This window comes from Hoyosella rhizosphaerae (genome assembly GCF_014643175.1).
Taxonomy (GTDB): Bacteria; Actinomycetota; Actinomycetes; order Mycobacteriales; family Mycobacteriaceae; genus Lolliginicoccus; species Lolliginicoccus rhizosphaerae.
In genome coordinates, this window is record NZ_BMJH01000001.1 from 1,538,776 (window position 1) to 1,558,596 (window position 19,821).

At 57.1% G+C, this 19,821-nt stretch carries 25 protein-coding genes and 1 riboswitch; of the genes, 18 read left to right on the plus strand and 7 right to left on the minus strand.

Translation table 11 applies throughout. The annotated features are described in order from the left end of the window. Positions 1–51: 51 nt before the first annotated feature. A riboswitch (cobalamin riboswitch) is annotated at positions 52–241 on the plus strand. Positions 242–270: 29 nt separating this feature from the next. The 10 genes from IEW73_RS07045 to IEW73_RS07090 all read left to right on the plus strand — a co-directional run bounded on the left by IEW73_RS07045 (position 271) and on the right by IEW73_RS07090 (position 8,389). Next, positions 271–1,320, plus strand: a complete 1,050-nt coding sequence (locus tag IEW73_RS07045) for an ABC transporter substrate-binding protein (RefSeq protein WP_188672006.1) — start codon at positions 271–273, stop codon at positions 1,318–1,320. Next, a complete protein-coding gene (locus tag IEW73_RS07050) occupies positions 1,320–2,384 on the plus strand; it encodes a FecCD family ABC transporter permease (RefSeq protein WP_229675809.1) in 1,065 nt (354 codons plus the stop codon). Before IEW73_RS07045 ends, IEW73_RS07050 begins: the two co-directional genes overlap by 1 nt. Beyond that, positions 2,381–3,427, plus strand: a complete 1,047-nt coding sequence (locus IEW73_RS07055; protein ID WP_188672010.1) for a FecCD family ABC transporter permease — start codon at positions 2,381–2,383, stop codon at positions 3,425–3,427. The genes IEW73_RS07050 and IEW73_RS07055 overlap by 4 nt, the downstream gene beginning before the upstream one ends. Then, positions 3,424–4,242, plus strand: coding sequence for an ABC transporter ATP-binding protein (locus tag IEW73_RS07060; RefSeq protein WP_188672013.1), 819 nt, complete (start codon positions 3,424–3,426; stop codon positions 4,240–4,242). Before IEW73_RS07055 ends, IEW73_RS07060 begins: the two co-directional genes overlap by 4 nt. A 3-nt stretch (positions 4,243–4,245) precedes the next feature. Then, positions 4,246–4,896, plus strand: a complete 651-nt coding sequence (locus IEW73_RS07065) for a (2Fe-2S) ferredoxin domain-containing protein (RefSeq protein ID WP_188672016.1) — start codon at positions 4,246–4,248, stop codon at positions 4,894–4,896. Positions 4,897–5,273: 377 nt separating this feature from the next. Further along, positions 5,274–5,585: a hypothetical protein gene (locus IEW73_RS07070; RefSeq protein ID WP_188672019.1), complete on the plus strand. Its 312-nt coding sequence runs from the start codon at positions 5,274–5,276 to the stop codon at positions 5,583–5,585. 126 nt (positions 5,586–5,711) lie between these two features. Then, on the plus strand, positions 5,712–6,560 hold the full coding sequence (locus tag IEW73_RS07075) for a hypothetical protein (RefSeq protein ID WP_188672022.1): 849 nt from the start codon (positions 5,712–5,714) through the stop codon (positions 6,558–6,560). A 61-nt stretch (positions 6,561–6,621) separates the two neighbouring features. Then, positions 6,622–7,119, plus strand: a complete 498-nt coding sequence (locus IEW73_RS07080) for an RNA polymerase sigma factor (RefSeq protein ID WP_188672024.1) — start codon at positions 6,622–6,624, stop codon at positions 7,117–7,119. Further along, complete coding sequence (locus IEW73_RS07085) at positions 7,116–7,742, plus strand: methylated-DNA--[protein]-cysteine S-methyltransferase (protein WP_188672026.1); 627 nt, start codon at positions 7,116–7,118, stop codon at positions 7,740–7,742. Before IEW73_RS07080 ends, IEW73_RS07085 begins: the two co-directional genes overlap by 4 nt. Then, on the plus strand, positions 7,739–8,389 hold the full coding sequence (locus tag IEW73_RS07090) for a DNA-3-methyladenine glycosylase I (RefSeq protein ID WP_188672028.1): 651 nt from the start codon (positions 7,739–7,741) through the stop codon (positions 8,387–8,389). The genes IEW73_RS07085 and IEW73_RS07090 overlap by 4 nt, the downstream gene beginning before the upstream one ends. Before the next feature lie 8 nt (positions 8,390–8,397). Here the strand turns inward: IEW73_RS07090 and IEW73_RS07095 are convergent, their stop codons facing one another. Continuing rightward, positions 8,398–9,255, minus strand: coding sequence for an ion transporter (locus IEW73_RS07095; RefSeq protein ID WP_188672030.1), 858 nt, complete (start codon positions 9,253–9,255; stop codon positions 8,398–8,400). 103 nt (positions 9,256–9,358) lie between these two features. Here IEW73_RS07095 and IEW73_RS07100 point away from each other — a divergent pair, with 103 nt between their 5' ends. After that, entirely contained in the window at positions 9,359–10,777 is a 1,419-nt protein-coding gene (locus IEW73_RS07100) for a M20/M25/M40 family metallo-hydrolase (RefSeq protein ID WP_188672033.1), read from the plus strand. A 154-nt stretch (positions 10,778–10,931) separates the two neighbouring features. Then, positions 10,932–12,263, plus strand: a complete 1,332-nt coding sequence (locus IEW73_RS07105; RefSeq protein ID WP_188672037.1) for an NCS2 family permease — start codon at positions 10,932–10,934, stop codon at positions 12,261–12,263. Between the two features lie 18 nt (positions 12,264–12,281). Here IEW73_RS07105 and IEW73_RS07110 read toward each other — a convergent pair whose 3' ends face one another. Then, positions 12,282–12,467, minus strand: coding sequence for a DUF1918 domain-containing protein (locus IEW73_RS07110; protein WP_188672040.1), 186 nt, complete (start codon positions 12,465–12,467; stop codon positions 12,282–12,284). Positions 12,468–12,556: 89 nt separating this feature from the next. On the opposite strand from IEW73_RS07110, the gene IEW73_RS07115 reads away from it, so the two are divergent. Both IEW73_RS07115 and IEW73_RS07120 read left to right on the plus strand, forming a co-directional pair. Further along, positions 12,557–13,171 (plus strand): lytic transglycosylase domain-containing protein, encoded by a 615-nt coding sequence (locus IEW73_RS07115; protein WP_229675810.1) that lies wholly within the window; start codon positions 12,557–12,559, stop codon positions 13,169–13,171. 138 nt (positions 13,172–13,309) lie between these two features. Then, positions 13,310–13,450: a hypothetical protein gene (locus tag IEW73_RS07120; RefSeq protein WP_188672043.1), complete on the plus strand. Its 141-nt coding sequence runs from the start codon at positions 13,310–13,312 to the stop codon at positions 13,448–13,450. A gap of 59 nt (positions 13,451–13,509) precedes the next feature. On the opposite strand, the gene IEW73_RS07125 is transcribed toward IEW73_RS07120, so the two are convergent. From IEW73_RS07125 to IEW73_RS07140, 4 genes are all read right to left on the minus strand, one after another. Next, positions 13,510–13,722, minus strand: a complete 213-nt coding sequence (locus IEW73_RS07125; RefSeq protein WP_188672046.1) for a hypothetical protein — start codon at positions 13,720–13,722, stop codon at positions 13,510–13,512. Between the two features lie 53 nt (positions 13,723–13,775). Beyond that, positions 13,776–13,931: a DUF6131 family protein gene (locus IEW73_RS07130; protein WP_188672049.1), complete on the minus strand. Its 156-nt coding sequence runs from the start codon at positions 13,929–13,931 to the stop codon at positions 13,776–13,778. A 127-nt stretch (positions 13,932–14,058) separates the two neighbouring features. Then, on the minus strand, positions 14,059–14,793 hold the full coding sequence (locus IEW73_RS07135; RefSeq protein ID WP_188672052.1) for a sigma-70 family RNA polymerase sigma factor: 735 nt from the start codon (positions 14,791–14,793) through the stop codon (positions 14,059–14,061). Positions 14,794–14,795: 2 nt separating this feature from the next. Continuing rightward, complete coding sequence (locus IEW73_RS07140; protein WP_188672055.1) at positions 14,796–15,203, minus strand: ATP-binding protein; 408 nt, start codon at positions 15,201–15,203, stop codon at positions 14,796–14,798. A 303-nt stretch (positions 15,204–15,506) separates the two neighbouring features. On the opposite strand from IEW73_RS07140, the gene IEW73_RS07145 reads away from it, so the two are divergent. The 4 genes from IEW73_RS07145 to IEW73_RS07160 all read left to right on the plus strand — a co-directional run bounded on the left by IEW73_RS07145 (position 15,507) and on the right by IEW73_RS07160 (position 18,396). Then, complete coding sequence (locus IEW73_RS07145) at positions 15,507–15,908, plus strand: STAS domain-containing protein (protein ID WP_188672058.1); 402 nt, start codon at positions 15,507–15,509, stop codon at positions 15,906–15,908. A 28-nt stretch (positions 15,909–15,936) separates the two neighbouring features. Then, positions 15,937–16,650, plus strand: a complete 714-nt coding sequence (locus IEW73_RS07150) for a GAF and ANTAR domain-containing protein (RefSeq protein ID WP_206050455.1) — start codon at positions 15,937–15,939, stop codon at positions 16,648–16,650. Positions 16,651–16,765: 115 nt separating this feature from the next. Beyond that, positions 16,766–17,140 (plus strand): hypothetical protein, encoded by a 375-nt coding sequence (locus tag IEW73_RS07155; RefSeq protein WP_188672061.1) that lies wholly within the window; start codon positions 16,766–16,768, stop codon positions 17,138–17,140. 200 nt (positions 17,141–17,340) lie between these two features. After that, entirely contained in the window at positions 17,341–18,396 is a 1,056-nt protein-coding gene (locus IEW73_RS07160; RefSeq protein WP_188672064.1) for an RNase H family protein, read from the plus strand. 25 nt (positions 18,397–18,421) lie between these two features. Here IEW73_RS07160 and IEW73_RS07165 read toward each other — a convergent pair whose 3' ends face one another. Next, positions 18,422–19,804: an aspartate aminotransferase family protein gene (locus tag IEW73_RS07165; protein WP_188673103.1), complete on the minus strand. Its 1,383-nt coding sequence runs from the start codon at positions 19,802–19,804 to the stop codon at positions 18,422–18,424. Positions 19,805–19,821 lie beyond the last annotated feature (17 nt).

Below are 19,821 nucleotides of genomic sequence, written 5' to 3' on the forward strand. Positions count from 1 at the left end.
TCTCCTGACCATAGGTGCAGCCATGATTGTACGGCCACATGCACGGCACTGATATGGTCGACGAGTCGTGGTGGACGGGAAATCGGTGCAGAACCGGTGCGGCCCTCGCCACTGTGATCGAGCAGCACACGTTCGTTTCGCATCATCGATGCGAAGTCACTGAGGTTTCATCACCTTGGGAAGGCAGAACGTGCGCACCTAGCTCGTCAGCCAGGAGACCGGCCACGACCAGCGATATCCGATTCCACGAGGACCTGGAAGGCGGTCACCTTGACCACCCGTAATTTCGCCTACCCAAAAGTAGGCGCGCTCATAGCAGCAGCAATCACGATTGCTGGCTGCTCCACTTCTGACAATAATTCCGGCGACGGCTCCGCTGCGGCGGGCGAAACGACGACCCGCGAAAACTGCGGTATCGATGTCGCAGTCACCGAACCTCCGCAGCGAATTTACGCCGCGTATCAGCCTGCGATCGAAGTAGCGCATTCGCTTGGTGTGAGCGACCGGCTTATTGGAACGGCATACCTCGACGCACAGGTGTTGCCCGAATACGCCGACGCTCAAGCCACCGTCGACTACGTCGAGTCACTGCCTAGCCGCGACGAACTTCTCGGCGAAAATCCAGACTTCGTGTTGTCCGGGTTCAATGGGGTTTTCTCAGAAACCGCATCGAGCAGTGTGGGGACGCGCGCAAGCCTCTCCGCCCTCGGAGTGCAAACCTGGATCCTGAGCCCCCTATGCCCCAGCGCCGATGGGCTTGCCGACGCGGCTATCGACCCAGCCAGTGTTCGCATAGAAAACATTTACAGCGACCTCCGCGACCTCGGTGCATTGTGGGATGTCGAAGAGAACGCCGAAGCAGTGATCGCAGAGCTCACCGCACGCTTCGAAGCTCTGGCCAACGCGGTCGGCGATGCTGAGAAACCACGAATCGCTGTTGTCACACCGCGTGCAGATGGGACGTTGAGCATCGCGAGCGGCACCGACTTCGTCACTCAAATCATCAACGCAGCCGGTGGCGTGAATGTCTTCGAAGACCTCACTGAATTGCGCAACATTCAAATCAGCGAGGAGGAACTCATCCAGCGCAATCCGGATATCATCCTGACCAGCAAATGCTGCGATGCCTCGTATACCGATGATGACGCGCTTCCCGACGTCGAAACAATCCGCACCAACCCAGCGCTCGCCAACATCGATGCGGTTCGCAATAACCAAGTGTATCCGTTTCTCTTCGCCGACCGTGCTGCCGGAGTTCGAGCCGCCCACGCTGCCGAGAAGATCGCCGCGCTCATTCACCCTGACCTTGTGAGTGAGTAATGATGGTGAGCGTCGCAGCGTCACGGCGACGCACAACGCGCACCGCACCACCGCAGGAGTTAGCCCGGCGGGGATTACCTCGCTGGGTGGGCATCATTGTTGGCATTCTGGTTCTCGCCGCCGCCTCTGTCGTGTCAATCATGGTGGGCAACCACCCGCTGAATCTTGATGAGGCAGTTTCTGCGCTAACTCAGTACACCGGCAGCGACACCGACCGCGTAGTGCGATACATCCGGGTTCCGCGCACGCTAACCGGAATTCTCGCTGGAATCGCTTTGGGGCTTGCGGGCGCTGTCATGCAGGGCCTCACGCGCAACCCACTCGCTGGGCCTGGAATCCTCGGTATCAACGCAGGTGCGGCGTTCGCTGTCGTCGTAGCCATGAGCGCGTTCGGGATCACCGCTCTCACTGGGTATATCTGGTTCGCCTTCCTCGGCGCTGCCGTTGCTGCCGTGTTCGTCTACATGCTCGGTTCGCTTGGCTACGGCGGCGCGACGCCAGTGAAGCTGGCCCTGGCCGGTGCTGCCTTCGGCGCCCTCATTGGGTCCCTCACCACTGCGATTAGCTTGCTCGACAGGGCTACGTTCAACGAATTTCGGTTCTGGGTCGTCGGGTCGCTCGGCCGTGCGGATATTGAGTCGCTCCTGACGGTGAGCCCCTTCATTGCGATCGGCGCGTTGGCGGCCGTTGGGGTGTCTCGGGCCTTGAACTCGATCGCGCTCGGCGACGACATGGCCCGCAGTTTGGGAGCTCGGGTCGTTGCTGTGCGCATCACCTGCGCAATCGCGGTGATCTTGCTAGCCGGTGCCGCCACAGCAATAGCAGGGCCAATCGCCTTCATCGGCCTGGTGGTGCCACACATCGCCCGTGCCCTGGTGGGACCGGACTACCGGTGGATCATGGCGTGGTGCGTCGTCCTCGCACCAACGCTGGTGTTGCTGGCGGACGTTCTGGGGCGAATCGCAACTCAACCGCACGAACTCCAAGTCGGTATCGTCACCGCGCTCGCTGGCGCGCCGTTCTTCCTATATCTCGTGCGTAATCGAAAGGTCGCCAAACTATGAGCGTCCTCCCCCGCGGGACCGCCGTCATCCGGTCTCGTGGCACCACATTTCGTGTTCACAAGCGATCTGTCGTGATCGCAGCCGCATTGCTTGTCGCTGTTGCCGGTTTCAGCCTGTGGTCACTCACCCTCGGGAAGTACGGACTCACCGCAAGTCAAGTAGTCGACATCCTTCAAGGCGGGGGCAACCTAATTGAACGTGATGTCATCATCGGCACTCGACTCCCCCGCGTGCTCGTAGCAGTACTCGCGGGGGCCGCGTTCGCAATGTCGGGCGCAATTCTGCAACGCATCGCAGCGAACCCCCTGGTCAGCCCCGACGTTATTGGTATCAACACGGGCGCAGCATTGGGGGCACTCGTGGTGCTGACCATTATCGGCGGTTCAGCCTTAAGCACCATTGTCGGAGCACTAGTGGGGGCGCTGACCACAATCGGGCTCATCCTTCTGATTGCTAACAAGCACGGAATTAGCGGCTACCGGCTGGTCCTTGTCGGCATCGGTATGACCGCCATGTTGTCATCGTTGATTTCATTCATCCTGACCAGGGCCAACATCTACGAAGCACACAATGCGGCCGTCTGGCTAACCGGCAGCCTCGCTAATCGTGGTTGGCTGCACGTCAGCATCATCGGCACAACACTCGTGCTTGCTCTTCCATTCCTTGTCGTGTGGGGCCGAAACTTGTCGCTCCTCGAACTTGGCGACGAGCTCGCTAGCACGTTGTCAGGCAACGCGGCGCAACACAGAATCAACCTGACCGTTCTCGCGTGTGTGCTTGCCGCCATGGCCACAGCAGCGGCCGGACCCATCGGATTCGTCGCGCTCGTGGCACCACAGATCGTGCGCCGCCTCCTGCATGAGCGCAGCCCCGGCCTCGTTCCGTCCGCCGCCGCAGGTGCTCTCCTAATTGTGACTGCAGATCTAGCTGCCCGAACACTGTTCCCCACCGAACTTCCAGTTGGTGTGCTCACGGCTGTTCTTGGTGCACCAGTTCTGATCTATCTCCTCGCCCGAGCTTCCAAGATTGGACACGCAGGATGAATCTCACCACCCTCAATGTCACGTTCGGCTACGGTTCCGAGCCGATTATTCGCGAACTCACCACCGCTATCCCTGCTTCTGGATTTACCGCGATTGTCGGACCAAATGGGTGCGGCAAGTCGACGTTGCTGCGCGGGCTCGCCAAGCTTCTCAAGCCGCAATCGGGTGCAGTTTTACTCGACGGCACGTCCATTGCGGACATTCCTGCGCGCAGTTTCGCGCAAAATCTCGGGATGCTGCCGCAGCAACCCATCGCGCCTGACGGCATTACCGTGGCTGATCTCATCTCGCGCGGACGTCACCCCCATCAGCGGTGGTTTCGGCAATGGAGCGACGACGACGAGCGCGCGGTGTTGACAGCTATGCAGGCCACAGGAGTCGCAGAACTTGGGGAACGCAATGTAGATGAATTGTCGGGCGGACAACGACAGCGAGTGTGGATCGCACTCGCTCTGGCGCAGAATCCCGACATCATGCTGCTCGACGAGCCAACGACGTTCCTCGACCTGGCTCACCAGGTCGATGTGCTGGATTTACTGCAGGATCTACACCGTGACTCAGGTCGAACAATCGTTGCGGTGCTGCACGACCTCAACCTCGCGGCCCGCTATGCCGACCATCTCATCGTGATGAAGGGCGGAAAGGTTGTGGCTGCAGGCGCACCATCAAACGTCGTCACGTCGGAGATAGTTGAAGCAGTGTTTGGACTTCCCTGCATAGTGATTGATGACCCGTTAACGGGAACACCTTTGGTGGTGCCCGCTCCCCGCGCAGCACGCTCGGACACACTCGCACAAGCCCAGAAGGGGGCGTAGACGATGCACCCGTACGTGATCCTGGTGGCCCGGCCAACCCCATCGGGGGTGGATCTCCCCTCGGTTGAACGCCTTGCACGCACTGTTGGGGCGAGGTTTGCGTTGCTTGACCAGGGCGAACCATCTATACATACCGAACTCGATCTCGCTGTCGCTGCGGAGCAAGTTCCTCTCCTCGTGCCATTGGCTGTTCCACGGGACCGGTATTTGGAGACATGGATGGCGCGTTCGGTGTCGCATTGGCGCGAATCCCGCAAGAGTGACTTAGACGTCAGAGTCACCCACAATATCGCTGGCCACACGAATCTTGTGGACGCCATTCGAGACGTCATTGACACCGGTGGGCGCCCGGTTACTGCGAGCGCTCGGGCTTTTCAAAGCCCGGCATGGTCGGAAATCCCGCAACACAACGCACAGGTGCTCGTGTGTCGTGGCCCGCGCTGCACCGCATACGGTGCGGGAGAGGTGATGCGTGCACTTTCGGAAACTTTGGCCGAGGATCCCGTCATGGTCACCCCGACGGGGTGCCTGACACCGTGCAACCTAGGACCGCTCGTGGTGAGCCACCCGGGTGGTCGGTGGCACCGGAACGTAACGGTAGACGGTGTCAGTGCCGTTGCAGAATATGTACGAGACTGCAGTAACACGGCTTAATTTTCCGACAATTGGTTATATTTAAACCGCATTGTTGCCCCGCGCTCCCTTTAGCTCAAGGCCTTTTAACAGACTCAATGTTACCTTTTTCGGCACGTTCTACTTAACCAACCAGAAAGCATTCAAGCCCGTCCGGCGATAGGAATGTCGTTGCAGCTCAGGGGCGCTGAAACACGTATTTTCTATATGCTTGTCGAAAAATTACTTCGCAGAAAACGGCCAACTTTACCCGTGTGCCAGCATGTCGCTTTTTGTTAATCTTAATATGTGTGGCGATTCGAACTAATCCATTGTCACATTCCTTGGGAGGTGAAGAATTACAACCGCCAGTTGGCTTGATGCCAAAAGATTCTTCGCAACAGGAGGAAATATCGATCATGACCACACGCAGGAAGAATCGCACTAGGGCGAGCGTTGTCGCTGCAGGTGCGGCCGCAGTACTGTTCCTCAGCCCCGCAACGGCACTAGCTAGCGGCTTCTCATTCGGTGGCGGTGGAAGCGCTGGCGGCGGTGGAGGTTTCTCCTTCTCATGCTGCACATCCTCGTTCGGCGGAAGCGCCAGCGTAGGAGGCTCCACCTCGAGCGGCAGTTCAAGCGCTGAAGGCAATGTCTCTGCGGGAGGATCCTTCGGTAAGCCCTCGTTCGGCTTTAGCGGCGGAACGGGCCTTTCCTTTGGCTTCAACCGCTAACCACAACCGCGATGGCTCGTGCATAAGCACGGGCTTTCGCGTTGCCTGCCCCTCTGCTAGCGCGCTCACGCGTCCCTCAGACAACATCCCTGAGACACTAGGGTGACAACGAATCCAAGGAGCGTCGTGACACCTAGTGAGCCCAACAGCACCGTTTCATGGCCGAGTGTGTGGCCGGTACCTCAGGCGACTACGCGCGAGAAGATCATCTACGCAGTGCTTGGCATACTCGGCGTAAGCATGCTCATCACCGGCGCGGTCGGCGCACTGAACGGCAAGCCAACATTCCTCATTTACGGCGGGCTTCTGGCAATACTGTTCGGCCTTGGAATTGTTCATTTTCGGCACCACACCCGACCGCAGTTCGACCGGAACGACATCTCCATAGGCACTGACCGTGACGGAAATCCGGTCACCGTTCTTCAACGATCCCCAGTACTTTTCAACCTTCGAACCGCAATGATGGCGGTTGCGACTCTGCTATTCATCGTTTCGGCTATCGACCACTACTTCGATGAAGGAACCGAAGGCATTTTCGGGGTCATTATCTACTCAATAATTGCGCTCTTTTTTGGTTGGTACTTGCTATCCGTAGCGACGGGGTCGCTGCAGCGTGGTCACGTCGAACTCTCGCCTACCGGCATCCGGTTTCGCGGATGGAGCGTTGAAGCGAACCTTACTTGGCGTGAAATCATCGCGGTCTACCCTGAATACGAAGATCGAGTACGAAAAGTCCTCGTAGTTGGCGATCCTGAGCGAACGTGGCAGTTCGACTACACCGTCAAACTCTGGCGAATCGACAGGCTAACCGTTGTTCCCATGCTGGACATCGACACGCGCAAGTTCAGACTCCCGCCCCAGTTGCTGCGCGCGATCTTTGCTCAGTACTGGGAAAATCCAAGCTCGCGAAATGAACTAGGAACCCAACGCTCACTCGATCGCATCCACTCGTTATGGGATCGCTCGACACGGTGATAGTCAGAATTTTTTCGCATCAAAACCTCACGTTTCCACGTCCTCACGCGTCTACCTAGTGATGAACAAGAAAACGCCCTTCGACCGAGTCGTGACAGATCACGGCAACACGGTGCTGCGCGTGTGCCTGGCTGTGCTCAGTTCGTTGAGCGACGCCGAAGATGCCTGGTCCGAAACCTTCATAGCCGCGTTGCGCGCCTATCCAGAACTTGATGAGAACGCGAATCTAGAGGCGTGGCTTGTCACGATCGCTCACCGCAAGGCACTCGATGTGTTGAGGTCCCGTTCGCGCCGCGCTGTTCCTGTTGGTGACGTTCCCGAACCAATTCGCGCACCGCTGGCCACTATCGAGCCGGGACAAGAAATTTGGGAAGACGTGGCTTCGCTGCCGCCTAAGCAACGCCAAGTCATTGCCTATCGCTTCATTGCCGGACTTTCATACGGCGAGATCGCCAACATCATTGGCGGTACGCCAGAAGCAGCACGCCGAGCTTCATCCGACGGTATTGCTGCGTTACGCGCTCAACTCACCTCATCATGTCTAGGACAGCAATCATGACCTCACCTCTTGAAGACGCATTGCGAAACGCCCTGCTCAACGCGGATATACCCACAAGCAACAGTGCACTTCACCAACAACTATCGAGCCGGGCTTACGAGGCCCACCTGGTCGATGTGGCATACAACATCATCGAGACCCCTATCGGACGTTTGCTACTTGCACGAACTTCTCGTGGCCTTGTACGTGTGGCATTCGACAACGAGAATCTCGACAGCGTCCTCGAATCCCTCGCGGCACAACTCAGCCCGCGCGTGATGCAAGTCCCCAGAAAGCTCGATGACATCGCTGATCAATTCAGCGAATACTTCGCGGGGAATCGCACGAAGTTTTCGGTGACGCTCGACTTCTCACTCTCAACTGGGTTCCGCCAACAAGTCCAACAACAACTCCCCACCATTGCGTATGGACACACACAATCGTATAAAGAAGTCGCAGCTTCCGTAGGGAACCCCAAAGCGATCAGGGCCGTCGGCACTGCCTGCGCTACCAACCCGCTGCCCATCGTGGTTCCGTGCCACCGCGTCGTGCGAAGCGATGGATCGCTCGGCGGCTACCTCGGTGGTCTTGACACCAAAAGGACACTGCTGGAACTCGAACACACCAAGGCAACGGCACAATGACTGACGAACACGACATGATCGTCGGAGACGACGGCCTCCTCCGGCCACCCTGGGCGGCTCGTGATGCGCTCATGCGCCACTACTACGACACTGAATGGGGCGTTCCAGTAACCACGGAACGAGGCATCTACGAAAAGCTCGTACTAGAGGGCTTTCAAGCCGGCCTCTCCTGGGCCACCGTACTGCGCAAACGCGAAGCATTTCGCGACGCTTTCGACCAATTCCACCCCAGCGCAGTCGCAACTTACACCGACTCCGATGTCGAACATTTGTTGACCAACACCGCAATAATCCGCAACCGAGCCAAAATACGATCCGCCATCAACAACGCACGCCGCACCCTAGAACTCCGTGCCGACGGCGGACTGGCTGCACTCATCTGGGCGCACCAACCCAGCCACACCCCACAGCCGCGCAACCTGCGCGACATCCCGAATCAGTCCCCGGAATCCCAACAACTCTCAAAAAACCTCAAGGAGCGCGGTTTTACGTTTGTTGGGCCAATCACGATGTTCGCGCTCATGGAATCCATCGGCATCGTCGACACACACCATGTCGACAGCCACCGCCGAGGCATCTCCAACCTGTGGAACAAAGACGGATCACGATCAGTAAAAATGCTGCAGTTCCCCAACCACGAACGATGAAGACACCGCTATCGGCCAAGGCGCCGCTCTAATTCCTCCATCCGCGCATTCATTGAGCGGAGCAAATCAAGCATCTCCTCTCGTTCAGCATGAGCTTGCTGCTCCTGCGCTTCACGTTCACCACGAATCTCCATCTCATGAACCTCTTGCGTGGCACTCACAATGATCGCAATGAACAAGTTTAGGACCATGAAACTCGAAATCAGAATGAACGGAACAAAGAACACCCAAGCATAGGGATATTCCGCCATGACAGGCCGAGCGATGCCCATTGACCAACTTTCCAGAGTCATAATCTGGAACAAGCTGTAAATGCTACGACCAAGCGTTCCGAACCACTCAGGGAACCGTTGACCAAAAAGCTCAGTTCCCATAACGCCAAAGATGTAAAACATCATCAACAGCAAAGCTGCCGTCCACCCAATTCCAGGTAACGCCTGCATGAGTGATTCCACCAGCATGCGCAGGCGCTTCACAGTGGAAAGCAAACGCAGCACGCGCAGAATGCGCAGCGTACGCAAAATCGCAAGAGGACCCGACGTGGGAACGAGCGAAATACCCACGATAAGGAAGTCGAAAATATTCCATCCCGACTTGAAGAAACGCGGACCAAAAGCAACCAACTTAATCAGAATCTCAGCCACAAAAACAGCCAAGATCACCTGATTGACGTTAGTCAGCACAACACCAATCGACTCGCGGGCGCCCGCAGACGTTTCGATACCCAGCACAACAGCGTTGATAAGAATGAGCGCAGTAATGACGCCACGCACACGCTTTGACTCAATCCACTCGCCAAGGTTGCGACGCCACGCCGCACCACCACTACTGGTAACTGACGCAGCCTCAGACACATCCACAGCCATAGTTTTTCCACCTCTCACCCGCGCGGAGTGTATCCGTTTCACACACCTACGGTCATGTTGTGCCCCTCGCGAGGTACAGCACATCACGACTAGCATCAGCGGAATGGACCACACCGTTCTCCGTGAAACCATTGACCAGCGGTGGCGTGCCGCACTACCAGCCCTGATGGACTTTGTACGGATCCCGGCATTGTCGCCAGCATTCGATCCACAATGGGCCGAAAATGGCCACATCGATGCTGCGGTGACGCATCTTCAAACGTGGATTTCGGGCCGAAACCTCCCCGGTGCAGACATATTTGTCGAACGACTACCAAACTTATCGCCCCTGCTTGTCGTCGACGTTCCAGCGTCCGCTGGTGCCACATCAACAAAAACCGTGTTGCTGTACGGCCACCTAGATAAACAACCCGGGCTTGACGGGTGGACACACAGCGACGGACCGTGGGACCCCACAATAAAAGGCGACAGACTATACGGACGCGGCGCAGTCGATGATGGTTATGCCGGGTTTTCGGCGGTGACAGCACTCGAATCACTGCTAGCAGCCAACGGTGAACACCCTCGTTGTGTGCTGCTACTTGAAACAAGCGAAGAATCAGGCAGCCCCGACCTCCCCGCATACCTCACACACCTCACCGACAGGCTTGGCGACGTATCACTCGTAGTCTGTTTGGATTCCGGCGCAGGAGACTACGAGCGGATGTGGCTGACGACGTCGCTGCGTGGGCTTGCCAGCGTCTCACTCACCGTTTCGACACTGAAGTCAGGCGTACATTCCGGAATGGCCGGAGGACCGGTGGCGAGTTCATTTCGCATCACCCGGCAGCTACTCGACCGAGTTGAGGACTCCGCTACAGGGCGCATCCTCATACCTGAATTGAATGTTCCCGTCCCCGCTGATCGTCTCAAAGAAACACAAGGTGCCGCAGAAACCCTGCCCGGTGCGTGGCGCTTCGTACTACCGCTGCAAGACGGTGTTGAACTCGACAGCGCGGATGAAGTGGAGCAACACCTGCTCAACACCTGGCGTCCCGCCCTAGAGATCATCGGCGCGGAAGGATTGCCACCCGTGGCCGATGCCGGAAATGTGCTGCGACCCTCCACAACGCTTCGCCTCAGCTTCCGCCTACCCCCTACTGTCGACGCCGATCGCGCAATCGAGACCATCGTTGCCACCCTCACCACCGATGTGCCCCGCGGCGCCGTCGTAACAGTCACCGACATTGAAGCCGCCAACGGCTGGAACGCCCCCACCACAGCACCATGGCTCCATGATGCTCTCACTGAAGTCAGTGACACCGTCTTCCACAACCCTTGGCGTGCGATGGGCGTGGGCGGTTCCATTCCATTCATGGGCCTGCTTCACGAGGCGAACCCAGACGCCCAATTCGTCATCACCGGAGCGTTGGGCCCAGACAGCAACGCTCACGTTCCCGATGAATCCTTGAACTTTGACTTCGCAGGAAGAATCACGGAAGGAATTGCTGTCATCCTGCACCGAGCTGCCCAGCAGCCGTGAACATGTGATGGCGCTTACGCTGCGGAGAATGTTGCGTCGCTGCAATCTTCGTGTCACCTAGCGGGGGCAGACTCTGCGAAGATCCTTAGTTCAAGGATATGGCAGTTCGGGGATGTGAAGTTTCCGGTTTGTGTCGGAGCAAGGAGAATGACTCGTGGGCAGATCACGCACCGCAGTGGCGCGCCGGAATGCGGACCAGTACTTCGGATTGTCCGCGGCTGGCACCACCGTGCGCACAGAAGTTGTCGGCGGTGTCACCACCTTCCTTGCCATGGCGTACATCTTGTTCGTCAACCCCCAGATCCTGGGCACAACCGGCATGGATATCTCGGCGGTGTTCGTCGCCACCGCACTCGCCGCAGCCCTTGGCTCACTCGTCATGGGCCTATGGGCGCGCTACCCCATAGCGTTAGCGCCAGGGATGGGTCTGAATGCGTTCTTCGCGTTCACCGTGGTGCTCGTAATGGGAATTCCGTGGGAGACAGCCCTGGCGGGCACGTTTGTGTCTGGCATTCTGTTTTTCATTCTCGCGGTAACCGGTGTGCGTGGGGCGATCGTTAACGCCATCCCTCTGCATTTGAAATTTGCCACTGGGGCGGGCATCGGTTTGTTCATTGCGTTTATCGGCCTGAGAAACGCTGGAATTGTCGTGGAGAGCGAAGCGACACTCGTTGGGCTGGGTGATTTGCGGCGGCCTGAAACATTGCTCGCAATTTTCGGTGTTTTGGTTACTGCCGCATTCCTCATTCGCGGATTCAAAGGCGGGGTCTTTTACGGCATGATTTTCACAGCGGCCGCAGGAGTGGTGACAGGCGTCATCGCTGCTCCGGCCGGTGTAGTGAGCGCTGTGCCAAGTTTGGCTCCCACCTTTGGTGCCGCATTTGGATCGATTGGCGAACTGTTCACCGCCCAAATGGCAGTTGTCATCCTGACGATGCTTTTCGTGGACTTCTTTGACACATCGGGAACTTTGATAGCCGTGGCCAACCAGGCGGGATTCTTGCGCAACGGGGAACTACCGCGGGCCAACAAGGCGTTAATGGCCGACTCGGTGGCAACCATGGGCGGCGCAGTTCTCGGCACATCGACTACTACGTCCTACATCGAGTCATCGGCGGGTGTTAGCGCAGGCGCGAGGACCGGCCTCGCTTCAGTGGTGACAGCGGTGCTGTTCGTGTTGTCAATCTTCTTCTCACCGCTGTTGGCGGTGGTGACACCGGAGGTTACGGCACCCGCGCTGATTCTTGTGGGCGTATTTATGGCGACGGCGCTCGGCGATATTGAGTGGTCAAAGTTGGAATATGCGATTCCGGCGTTCATGACAGTCGCCGCGATGCCATTGACATACTCGATTGCGAACGGCATCGCGTTCGGGTTGTTTCTGTATCCGATTCTTATGGTGCTTAAGGGACGATGGCGCGATGTTCACCCCATCACTTACGCCCTCTTCGTCGTTGTCACCGCATATTTCATCTGGCTCATGTGATGCGGGAGCTGCGGTGAACTAGCTTCGGTGCTCGATTTGGCAGTCAGCACCGGGGAACATCAACGATTCGTGGCCGTCATCGAATCGGACTCGGTATGGAGGTTCTCCTTGTTGCCCTTGCACTTCGACGATTTCGCCTTCGAGCTCATGTTGGCCGACAGTCGGGCTCTTGATGTGGACGTGGTCCCCCACTACTGCGTGCATTCGAACCTCCTGAAATTGTGATTGCCATCACACACCATTGTGGTTGGCGCTCCACGCGCAGCGCAATGCTTCCAACCACATTTAGTGGCATGACCAACGATTCGGCGGCACACTCGATAACGATGAAAAGAATCTGGATAGGCACGCTAGTGGCGCTAGCCCTCGGCGCTTCGGGGTGCGCAGGATTCCTAGACGATATCCGGGAGCATCCGGACTACTCGCCTGGGGCCGTGACGTCAGGTTTTAATGACGAGTACCGAGAGTGGATCGTTCGGGCGGCCGAGCAATGCGACGCCGTGACACCGGAATTACTTGCAGCGCAGATCGAAGCCGAGAGTAGTTTCCGAAGTGACGCGCTGAGTAATCGCGGTGCCATGGGTCCCTCGCAGTTCATTCCAGAAACGTGGGCAACGTGGGGTGTTGATGCTGACGGCGACGGGATTGCAAATCCATATAGCATTCCCGATGCTGTAACGGCACAGGCTGCGTTCATGTGCGAAAACATTCGACTATCACATGCGGGAGTGGCCGCAGGATCACTTGAAGGCGATCCTCTCAACCTTGCACTTGCGGCATACAACGCCGGGTTTGGGGCAGTTCAAAGATTCGGTGGGATGCCCGAGGGCGGCGAGTACAGCAGCCAGACGCAACCGTATGTCCAGAAGATTCTTGACCGCAAAGAACACTACCGCGAACTGCTATAACAATCCTGTTGTATTCCATTGGTTCGGTAGCGTGACGCGTTCAGATTGGTCACTGTGAGAAGTGCATCGCAAGCCGTCTGATGGCGCGCTGTTGCCGTAGCATCATAACCGGAATCAACCACTTGGCATGGAGGCCGCATGTTGTCTATTTTTGACCTTTCCACCGTTGGCGAAGACCAGCTTGGCTTTCCCCCGTCCGAGCTGTACGCCATGATCTTCGATGGCCTGCTCGCGGCGGCAGATTTCTTTGGCGGCATTATCAGCCTGCCTGGCCTCTGAGACAAAAACTAGTTGGGCCCCCGTGGAAACACGGGGGCCCAACTGGCATTTCTGGCCAACTAAGGACTCGGCTGCCGAATATCGCAACCTTCGATCGCTGGATTGACACCCATGTAGTTCAAGGGGCCAGCCACAACTGTCAGCGCCAAGGTCCCGATCCCAGCGCAGTCTGGGTCAGTGTTGGAGTAATAGCCACGTTGTCCTGCTGCGATTGCGCCGACGATGAGCCATATGATCACGATCAGGGTCAGCAGTCCGCCGATACCACGCATATCTTTCACCTTTCACTTGGACCAACCCCACAGAGAGAGAAACCCCAGGTGGGCTAATACCAGTACCTGCGACCACCAACTGGCCGACCGATGGAACCGAGCAGGAGCAGCACCAAGCCAACGACAAGTGCCACGATACCGATGGTCCACAGGATCTGGATTCCAGTGAGCCAACCAATGACGAGCAAAATAATCCCGAGCGCGATCATGAACATTCTCCTGTTCTTTGCGTCATACCTTGACGGCGCAGTGTCACGATCTCTTACCTTGCGAACACTGATTGTGACGCTGCATCAGTGGATTACCCACCCGGATGATGTTGTAAACATTGCGACGCTAGTCCCCCGCTAATTGCTCACGCAATGTTGCGAGGCCTTGAGTGAGTAGGCGTGAAACGTGAACTTGCGAAACTCCGATGGAATTTGCAATTTCTGTTTGCGTGAGGTCTTCCACAAATCGAAGGCGGAGTATGTAGCGGTGGCGGTCAGGAAGCTGCCCAATAACCTTTTCCAGCCACAGCCTCTCGTCTGACTGAGAATCAAAATTCGAATCGATGGGAAAATTTTGTTGGTGGATGTCGTCGAGGTCTTCTGCTCGATATACGTATCCGGCTGTCATAGCGTTGGTAATCTCATCGACGGGGACTCCCAGAGCCTCGGCGATGTCGCGTGGGCGGGGCGTACGCGCGAGCTTTTGAGTCAGGTCGGGTAATTCCATTGCGAGGCGAACGCGCAATTCTTGCAGGTTCCGGGGCACACGCATTTGGCCCACGTGGTCGCGGAGGTGGCGCCGAACTTCACCCATGATTGTGGGCACCGCAAAGGAAAGGAACTCGTATCCGGACTCGGGGTCAAATCGTTCGATCGCTTTGACAAGTCCCACTCGCGCTACCTGTAAGAGGTCGTCCGGATCTTCGCCGCGGCCTTGGAACCGTCGTGAAATGTTTCGGGCGAGGGGAAGGCAGCGAACGGTAATTGCGTCGCGCTCGTGCAGAAATTCGGCGGAACCTGGAGTTAGTGAGTTGAGCCGACTGAGAAGCGCTGGCACATCGGAGTAGTCGTCATCGGCCATTGTTACGCGGCACTGCAACGCTTGACGAATGAGATTGTGGCTGTGCCGCCAGCGCGGCCATTTGTGGTAGCTAGGTCGACATTGTTCACGACCGACGATAGGACATGCCAGCCGATCCCTACAGGGGAAATCGATTTTCCTGGTTCCGGGTTACCAGTAATCCCGACGCTTATGGCTTTGTCGGAAATATCGAACGTGCAATCAAGCTGACCGTTGGCGGTAGAAATATTTATCAGTTGCGTGCACGCCTCATCCACCGCAAGCCGTATGTCTTCCATGTCATCAACAGTGAAGTTCGTGTGTGATGCAAGAGCTACGCCCATCAGGCGACCAAGTTGAAGAAATTCAGGAGATGCCGGGATTCGCAACTCAATGCGACGAGGTTCGCTGTCTATTGTTGCGCTGTCCATGTGGGCTCCGTGGGTTGTGGCGCTGTGGGTTAGTTCTCAACCCTGTCATCTCGGAGGGTACCCACCATCGTCTCGTTCTAGCCGCCCTGCGGACAGTCACCTGCGATTGAGTCGCGAATAGGACATATCTCCGTTCCGGCTGATTTTATTATGAGGATTGGTGTGACGCAGGTAATATAAATATTGGTTGAGCCAACAGCCTGTGGGAAGCGCGCACTGACGTATCGCGGACCTGGTTGTTTCTAGATTCGATGATCAGCGCTCGCTCCCACCCATCTGTCAATGCAATGGGAGGCCGCAGCCATGAGTCACCGCTTCAACCATTCACCTGCTACATCAAGCATGTCACCTCTCCTTGTCACTAGCGAGCACACTTCGTACGGCGCCACAGTCGTTCGAATCACAGGGGACGTTGATATCGCCAGCGTCTCGTCGCTTCGTTCGCAACTCGAGTCTGATCTATTTCTCTCCGATGGTGTCTACGTTTTTGATCTGACAGCGGTGTCATTCCTTGGTAGTGCCGGGATTCGCGCCCTCGCCGACATCACTACACTCCTGCGCAAGCGTGGTGGACACAGTGCCGTTGTCGGAAACCCATCAGTCCGTCATATTCTGTGCGCCGTGGGCTTTGATGAAGAGTTAAATCTTCAGCGCACGGTGGCTGATGCAGTATTGTCGCTGTCCCAAAGCTTCGTACGAACGTAACGGTGCACCTTGGCTCTGAGGAGTTGTGTTGACGGATCTGCCACAACCGCGCGGTATTGCTGCCCGGCTTGCCGACGCGGCCTTGTCGATGGGGAGCGAACCCAATTTCGCGGCAACACTTGAAGCGATTGTGAGGGAAGCGCAGAAAAGCATCCCCGGCACGGATCATGCCGGACTATCCCTAATAGTTGATGGAAAAATTGAAACGGCTGCACCCACTTCGCCGCTGGTCGAGCAGATAGATGAATACCAGTACAAGTTCGGTGAGGGCCCCTGCGTTGACGCGATTTTTGAAGCTGAGGTGTACCGAACTGGCGATATGAGTGCAGAGCATCGCTGGCCGGACTTCTCCACAGCCGCCGCCGATGCGGGGGTTGCATCCATGTTGGCGTTCAGGCTTCACCTCGACGGGAGGACGCAGGGCGCCCTCAACTTGTATTCGTCACAGCATGATGCATTCGATGACGCTGCCGTTCATACAGGTCAGCCGTTTGCTGCACATGCCGCGATTGCGCTAGCGCATTCCAGGGAAAAGTTGCAGCTCCTTGATGCTCTTGACTCACGAGATGTCATCGGCATGGCGAAGGGGATCATTATGCAGAAATACTGCATTGATGATGAGCGGGCATTTAGCGTTCTCGTTGCACTGTCTCAACACGGTCAGGAAAAACTTCGCGACGTCGCAGGGCACATTGTCGAGGAGTGTCGCGCTGAGGCACGAGACTCACTGCCTAAGTCTTAACAAGATTGGGGGTTTCGTTTACGAAGACTTTGGGTATTGCTTCGTTTGAAGAAGGCACCGTCGTTTAAATGAGGCGCCATCGCCAAATCCACCATCGCAATAGTGAGGGAATAACATGAACCGACGTTTCCGTACCATCGCCGCGAGCATTGCCGTTGCAGCGCTACTCACCGTCCCGGCATGTGCCAACGGTGATGACGCGTCTGACGCATCAGAGACCACCACCAATGCGGCCGCTGGAGCTGTTGATGCACTTATTGACCTTGCGTTTGTTTCCGCGCTTCGCGGACAGTACCCCGACATCGCAGCTGACAAGACCGATGAAGAGTTAGTTTCAGGTGCCGAGTCCGTGTGCGAAGACGTGCGCGACGGTGATGACACCGACGACTTACGTGACTCTGTTCGCGATGAATTTGAATCCGATGGCGTGGAGATTGACGACGCTCGCGCTGATGCGATCCTCAACCTGATTCAATCCGCAGGTTGCTAACTCCTTTTACCAACTGAAGGCACCTCCTCAACCTCGTGGGAAAGTGCACAACTGGGCTGGTATTCGAGAAGTTTTGCTGTTGCATCTGAATCCTCAGGTTAATCTAGGGTTAATGCCAGTAAAGATGTCGTAGCCTGGTAGTACTTTCCATCGTGACGCCGAACTTACGCGTCGGGTTGCAACGCGAGGGAGGAGTGCCTGTGTCAACGAGTTCGCGGCTCATGAGTCCGCTACGGCGGCTCCGCGTGGCGATGAGTGCTGCCCTCCCAACGCGATACTCTTTTCCTTCCCTCGACGAAGTGCGCGAAATACTGTGGGCCGGAATAGGTCAACACCCAAGCCGCGGCAACAATGCACCCTCTCATGACCCCGCACGGCATTGGTATGGAGTTGTTCGAACGTTCAATTCCGAGGAACTTATTGGCGGAAAGCCTGAACCGGTTGCGTGTGCCATTGCTGTCATCAGTGACGGCTTCTACTCAGCGTTCCAGTTTTTCGTGAGGCAACAACACGACCAAACCCCTAAGCGACGTGAAGCGACCCTGAGCCTGGTCGGTGTGGATGCTTTCGAGTATCTGTATAAGACGGTGGAGGGACATCAGCGGACGTTGTCCGTGTACGTGCACCAGCCTCAGTTACGAAACCTTCTATTACCGTCCCTGAACGCGTTCCCACAATGCGCTGTAGACCTCGATCCTGTCGATGCCAGGCTGGCGAAGCTCAATGCCATCGCGGGTACCCAAATTGACTTGAAAGTTCATCGCCAGCAGGCCGAACTTGCCGGGTTGCCGCGCAAGGACACAGGACGCCTCGTCGTGGCGACCGACGCATCGCTTCGCTCACGTCATCGGGGTGCTGGAATTGCGTGCGTCAGCGACGAAGGTGTGGCGCAGTCGAGGTTCCGCGCACAGATTGGCCGCATTGACGTTGCTGAACTTGCAGCCATTGAGCTGGCACTTGATACGTTCAACGATGGCCGGTCGTTGCATATCCTCGTGGATAGCCGCGACGCATTGTCGTGCCTCGTTGCCACGAATCGGGTCGTACATCACGGCATCGCCGCGATCGTGGACCGCATCAATATGAAGCGCGCTTCCCGCCATGTGACCTTTGAGTGGGTGCGTGCGCACAACGGGCATCCGCTTAATGAAACTGCTCACCGACTGGCCGTTGCGGCCAGGCGGTGCTACACGAGCCAGGTCACACCCGATACGCAGCAGCGAATTGTGTCAGGAATCCTCGCAGATCTTGCCTGATTGCTCGTCTAGCCTGATTGGGCACTCATGTGGCGTACGAATCAGCTATCTTAAGCACCTGATCAAGGATTTCGAGCCCTTCACGAGCCTCATCCGCTGTGATTGTGCACGGTGGGGCTATATGAATGCGGTTTGACACCATCAGTGGCAGCATACCGAGTCGTTTGCATTCCGCCATCATTTCGACCATCGCTTGGCTGGTTCCCGCATAGGGAGCGAGAGGCGCTTTGGTGGATTGATTTTCCACCAATTCCACAGCCCAGAACACACCGCGACCACGCAAGTCTCCAACACTGCTGTGGCGTTGCGCCATTTCCCTAAGCGCAGGTTCAATGACCGTTTCCCCGATAATTCGAGCGTTGTCGACGACTCCGTCATCTGACATGGCGTTGATGGTCGCCACCGCCGCAGCGCACGCCAGAGGGTGGCCTGAATACGTCAAACCGCCAGGGTAAGGACGGTCATTGAATGTTGCGGCAATGTGCGGTGCGATAGCCACACCTCCGAGTGGCACGTAGCCGGAATTGACGCCCTTGGCGAACGTCAACAAGTCGGGCACTGTGTCGAACTCGTCGATCGCAAACCATCGGCCTGTTCGACCAAAACCGCACATCACCTCGTCTGCGATCATGACGATGCCGTGCTTCGTGCACAGTTCCCGCACTCCGCGAAGGTAGCCAGGTGGGGGCGGAATGATGCCGGGCCCGCCCGGCACCGTTTCCAAGATAAGCGCCGCAATTGTGGCGGGACCTTCAAGTTCAATTACCTGCTCAAGGTGCTCGAGTGCTCGCTGCTCTTCCTCCGCCTCGTTGGTGGAATGGAACGCCGAACGGTACAGGAACGGGCCAAAGAAATGAACAGCACCTTCCGTGCCTCGGTCATTTGCCCACCGCCGCGGATCACCCGTCACGTTGATCGCGAGCGCCGTAGCCCCGTGGTACGAGCGGTAGCGCGACAGCACCTTGTTTCGCCCGGTGTGCACCCGGGCCATGCGAATGGCATGCTCGACCGCTTCAGCACCACTGTTGGTGAAGAAAACCTGGTTAAGGTCGCCGGGGGTGCGCTCACTAATGAGCCGCGCCGCTTCGCTGCGCTGATCATTGACATGGTGCGGAGCGATTGTGGTGATTCGTTGCGCCTGCTCCACAATGGCCTGCACAACTTTAGGGTGCTGGTGTCCAATATTGGTGTTAACCAATTGGGACGAAAAGTCCAGCAACTTGTCACCGTTGCCGTCCCAAACGTAGGAACCTTCCGCTGCGGTCACCACCATCGGCTTGAAGGAACCCTGCGCCGCCCAGGAATGAAACACGTGTTTGCGGTCCAGTTCATACGCCCGCGCCGCAACAGCCTTGGCCTCATCAACGCTGGTGTAACCGGGGACTGTGTACTGCTCCACGTGGGTAATTCCTTCCGCGAACCTAA

Bases quoted from the DNA above. Each gene is read 5' to 3' on its own strand.
- IEW73_RS07050 (WP_229675809.1), top strand. From the start codon at position 1,320: ATGATGGTGAGCGTCGCAGCGTCACGGCGACGCACAACGCGCACCGCA.
- IEW73_RS07055 (WP_188672010.1), top strand. From the start codon at position 2,381: ATGAGCGTCCTCCCCCGCGGGACCGCCGTCATCCGGTCTCGTGGCACC.
- IEW73_RS07060 (WP_188672013.1), top strand. From the start codon at position 3,424: ATGAATCTCACCACCCTCAATGTCACGTTCGGCTACGGTTCCGAGCCG.
- IEW73_RS07065 (WP_188672016.1), top strand. From the start codon at position 4,246: ATGCACCCGTACGTGATCCTGGTGGCCCGGCCAACCCCATCGGGGGTG.
- IEW73_RS07070 (WP_188672019.1), top strand. From the start codon at position 5,274: ATGACCACACGCAGGAAGAATCGCACTAGGGCGAGCGTTGTCGCTGCA.
- IEW73_RS07080 (WP_188672024.1), top strand. From the start codon at position 6,622: ATGAACAAGAAAACGCCCTTCGACCGAGTCGTGACAGATCACGGCAAC.
- IEW73_RS07085 (WP_188672026.1), top strand. From the start codon at position 7,116: ATGACCTCACCTCTTGAAGACGCATTGCGAAACGCCCTGCTCAACGCG.
- IEW73_RS07090 (WP_188672028.1), top strand. From the start codon at position 7,739: ATGACTGACGAACACGACATGATCGTCGGAGACGACGGCCTCCTCCGG.
- IEW73_RS07095 (WP_188672030.1), bottom strand. From the start codon at position 9,255: ATGGCTGTGGATGTGTCTGAGGCTGCGTCAGTTACCAGTAGTGGTGGT.
- IEW73_RS07100 (WP_188672033.1), top strand. From the start codon at position 9,359: ATGGACCACACCGTTCTCCGTGAAACCATTGACCAGCGGTGGCGTGCC.
- IEW73_RS07110 (WP_188672040.1), bottom strand. From the start codon at position 12,467: ATGCACGCAGTAGTGGGGGACCACGTCCACATCAAGAGCCCGACTGTC.
- IEW73_RS07115 (WP_229675810.1), top strand. From the start codon at position 12,557: ATGACCAACGATTCGGCGGCACACTCGATAACGATGAAAAGAATCTGG.
- IEW73_RS07120 (WP_188672043.1), top strand. From the start codon at position 13,310: ATGTTGTCTATTTTTGACCTTTCCACCGTTGGCGAAGACCAGCTTGGC.
- IEW73_RS07125 (WP_188672046.1), bottom strand. From the start codon at position 13,722: ATGCGTGGTATCGGCGGACTGCTGACCCTGATCGTGATCATATGGCTC.
- IEW73_RS07130 (WP_188672049.1), bottom strand. From the start codon at position 13,931: ATGATCGCGCTCGGGATTATTTTGCTCGTCATTGGTTGGCTCACTGGA.
- IEW73_RS07135 (WP_188672052.1), bottom strand. From the start codon at position 14,793: ATGGCCGATGACGACTACTCCGATGTGCCAGCGCTTCTCAGTCGGCTC.
- IEW73_RS07140 (WP_188672055.1), bottom strand. From the start codon at position 15,203: ATGGACAGCGCAACAATAGACAGCGAACCTCGTCGCATTGAGTTGCGA.
- IEW73_RS07145 (WP_188672058.1), top strand. From the start codon at position 15,507: ATGAGTCACCGCTTCAACCATTCACCTGCTACATCAAGCATGTCACCT.
- IEW73_RS07155 (WP_188672061.1), top strand. From the start codon at position 16,766: ATGAACCGACGTTTCCGTACCATCGCCGCGAGCATTGCCGTTGCAGCG.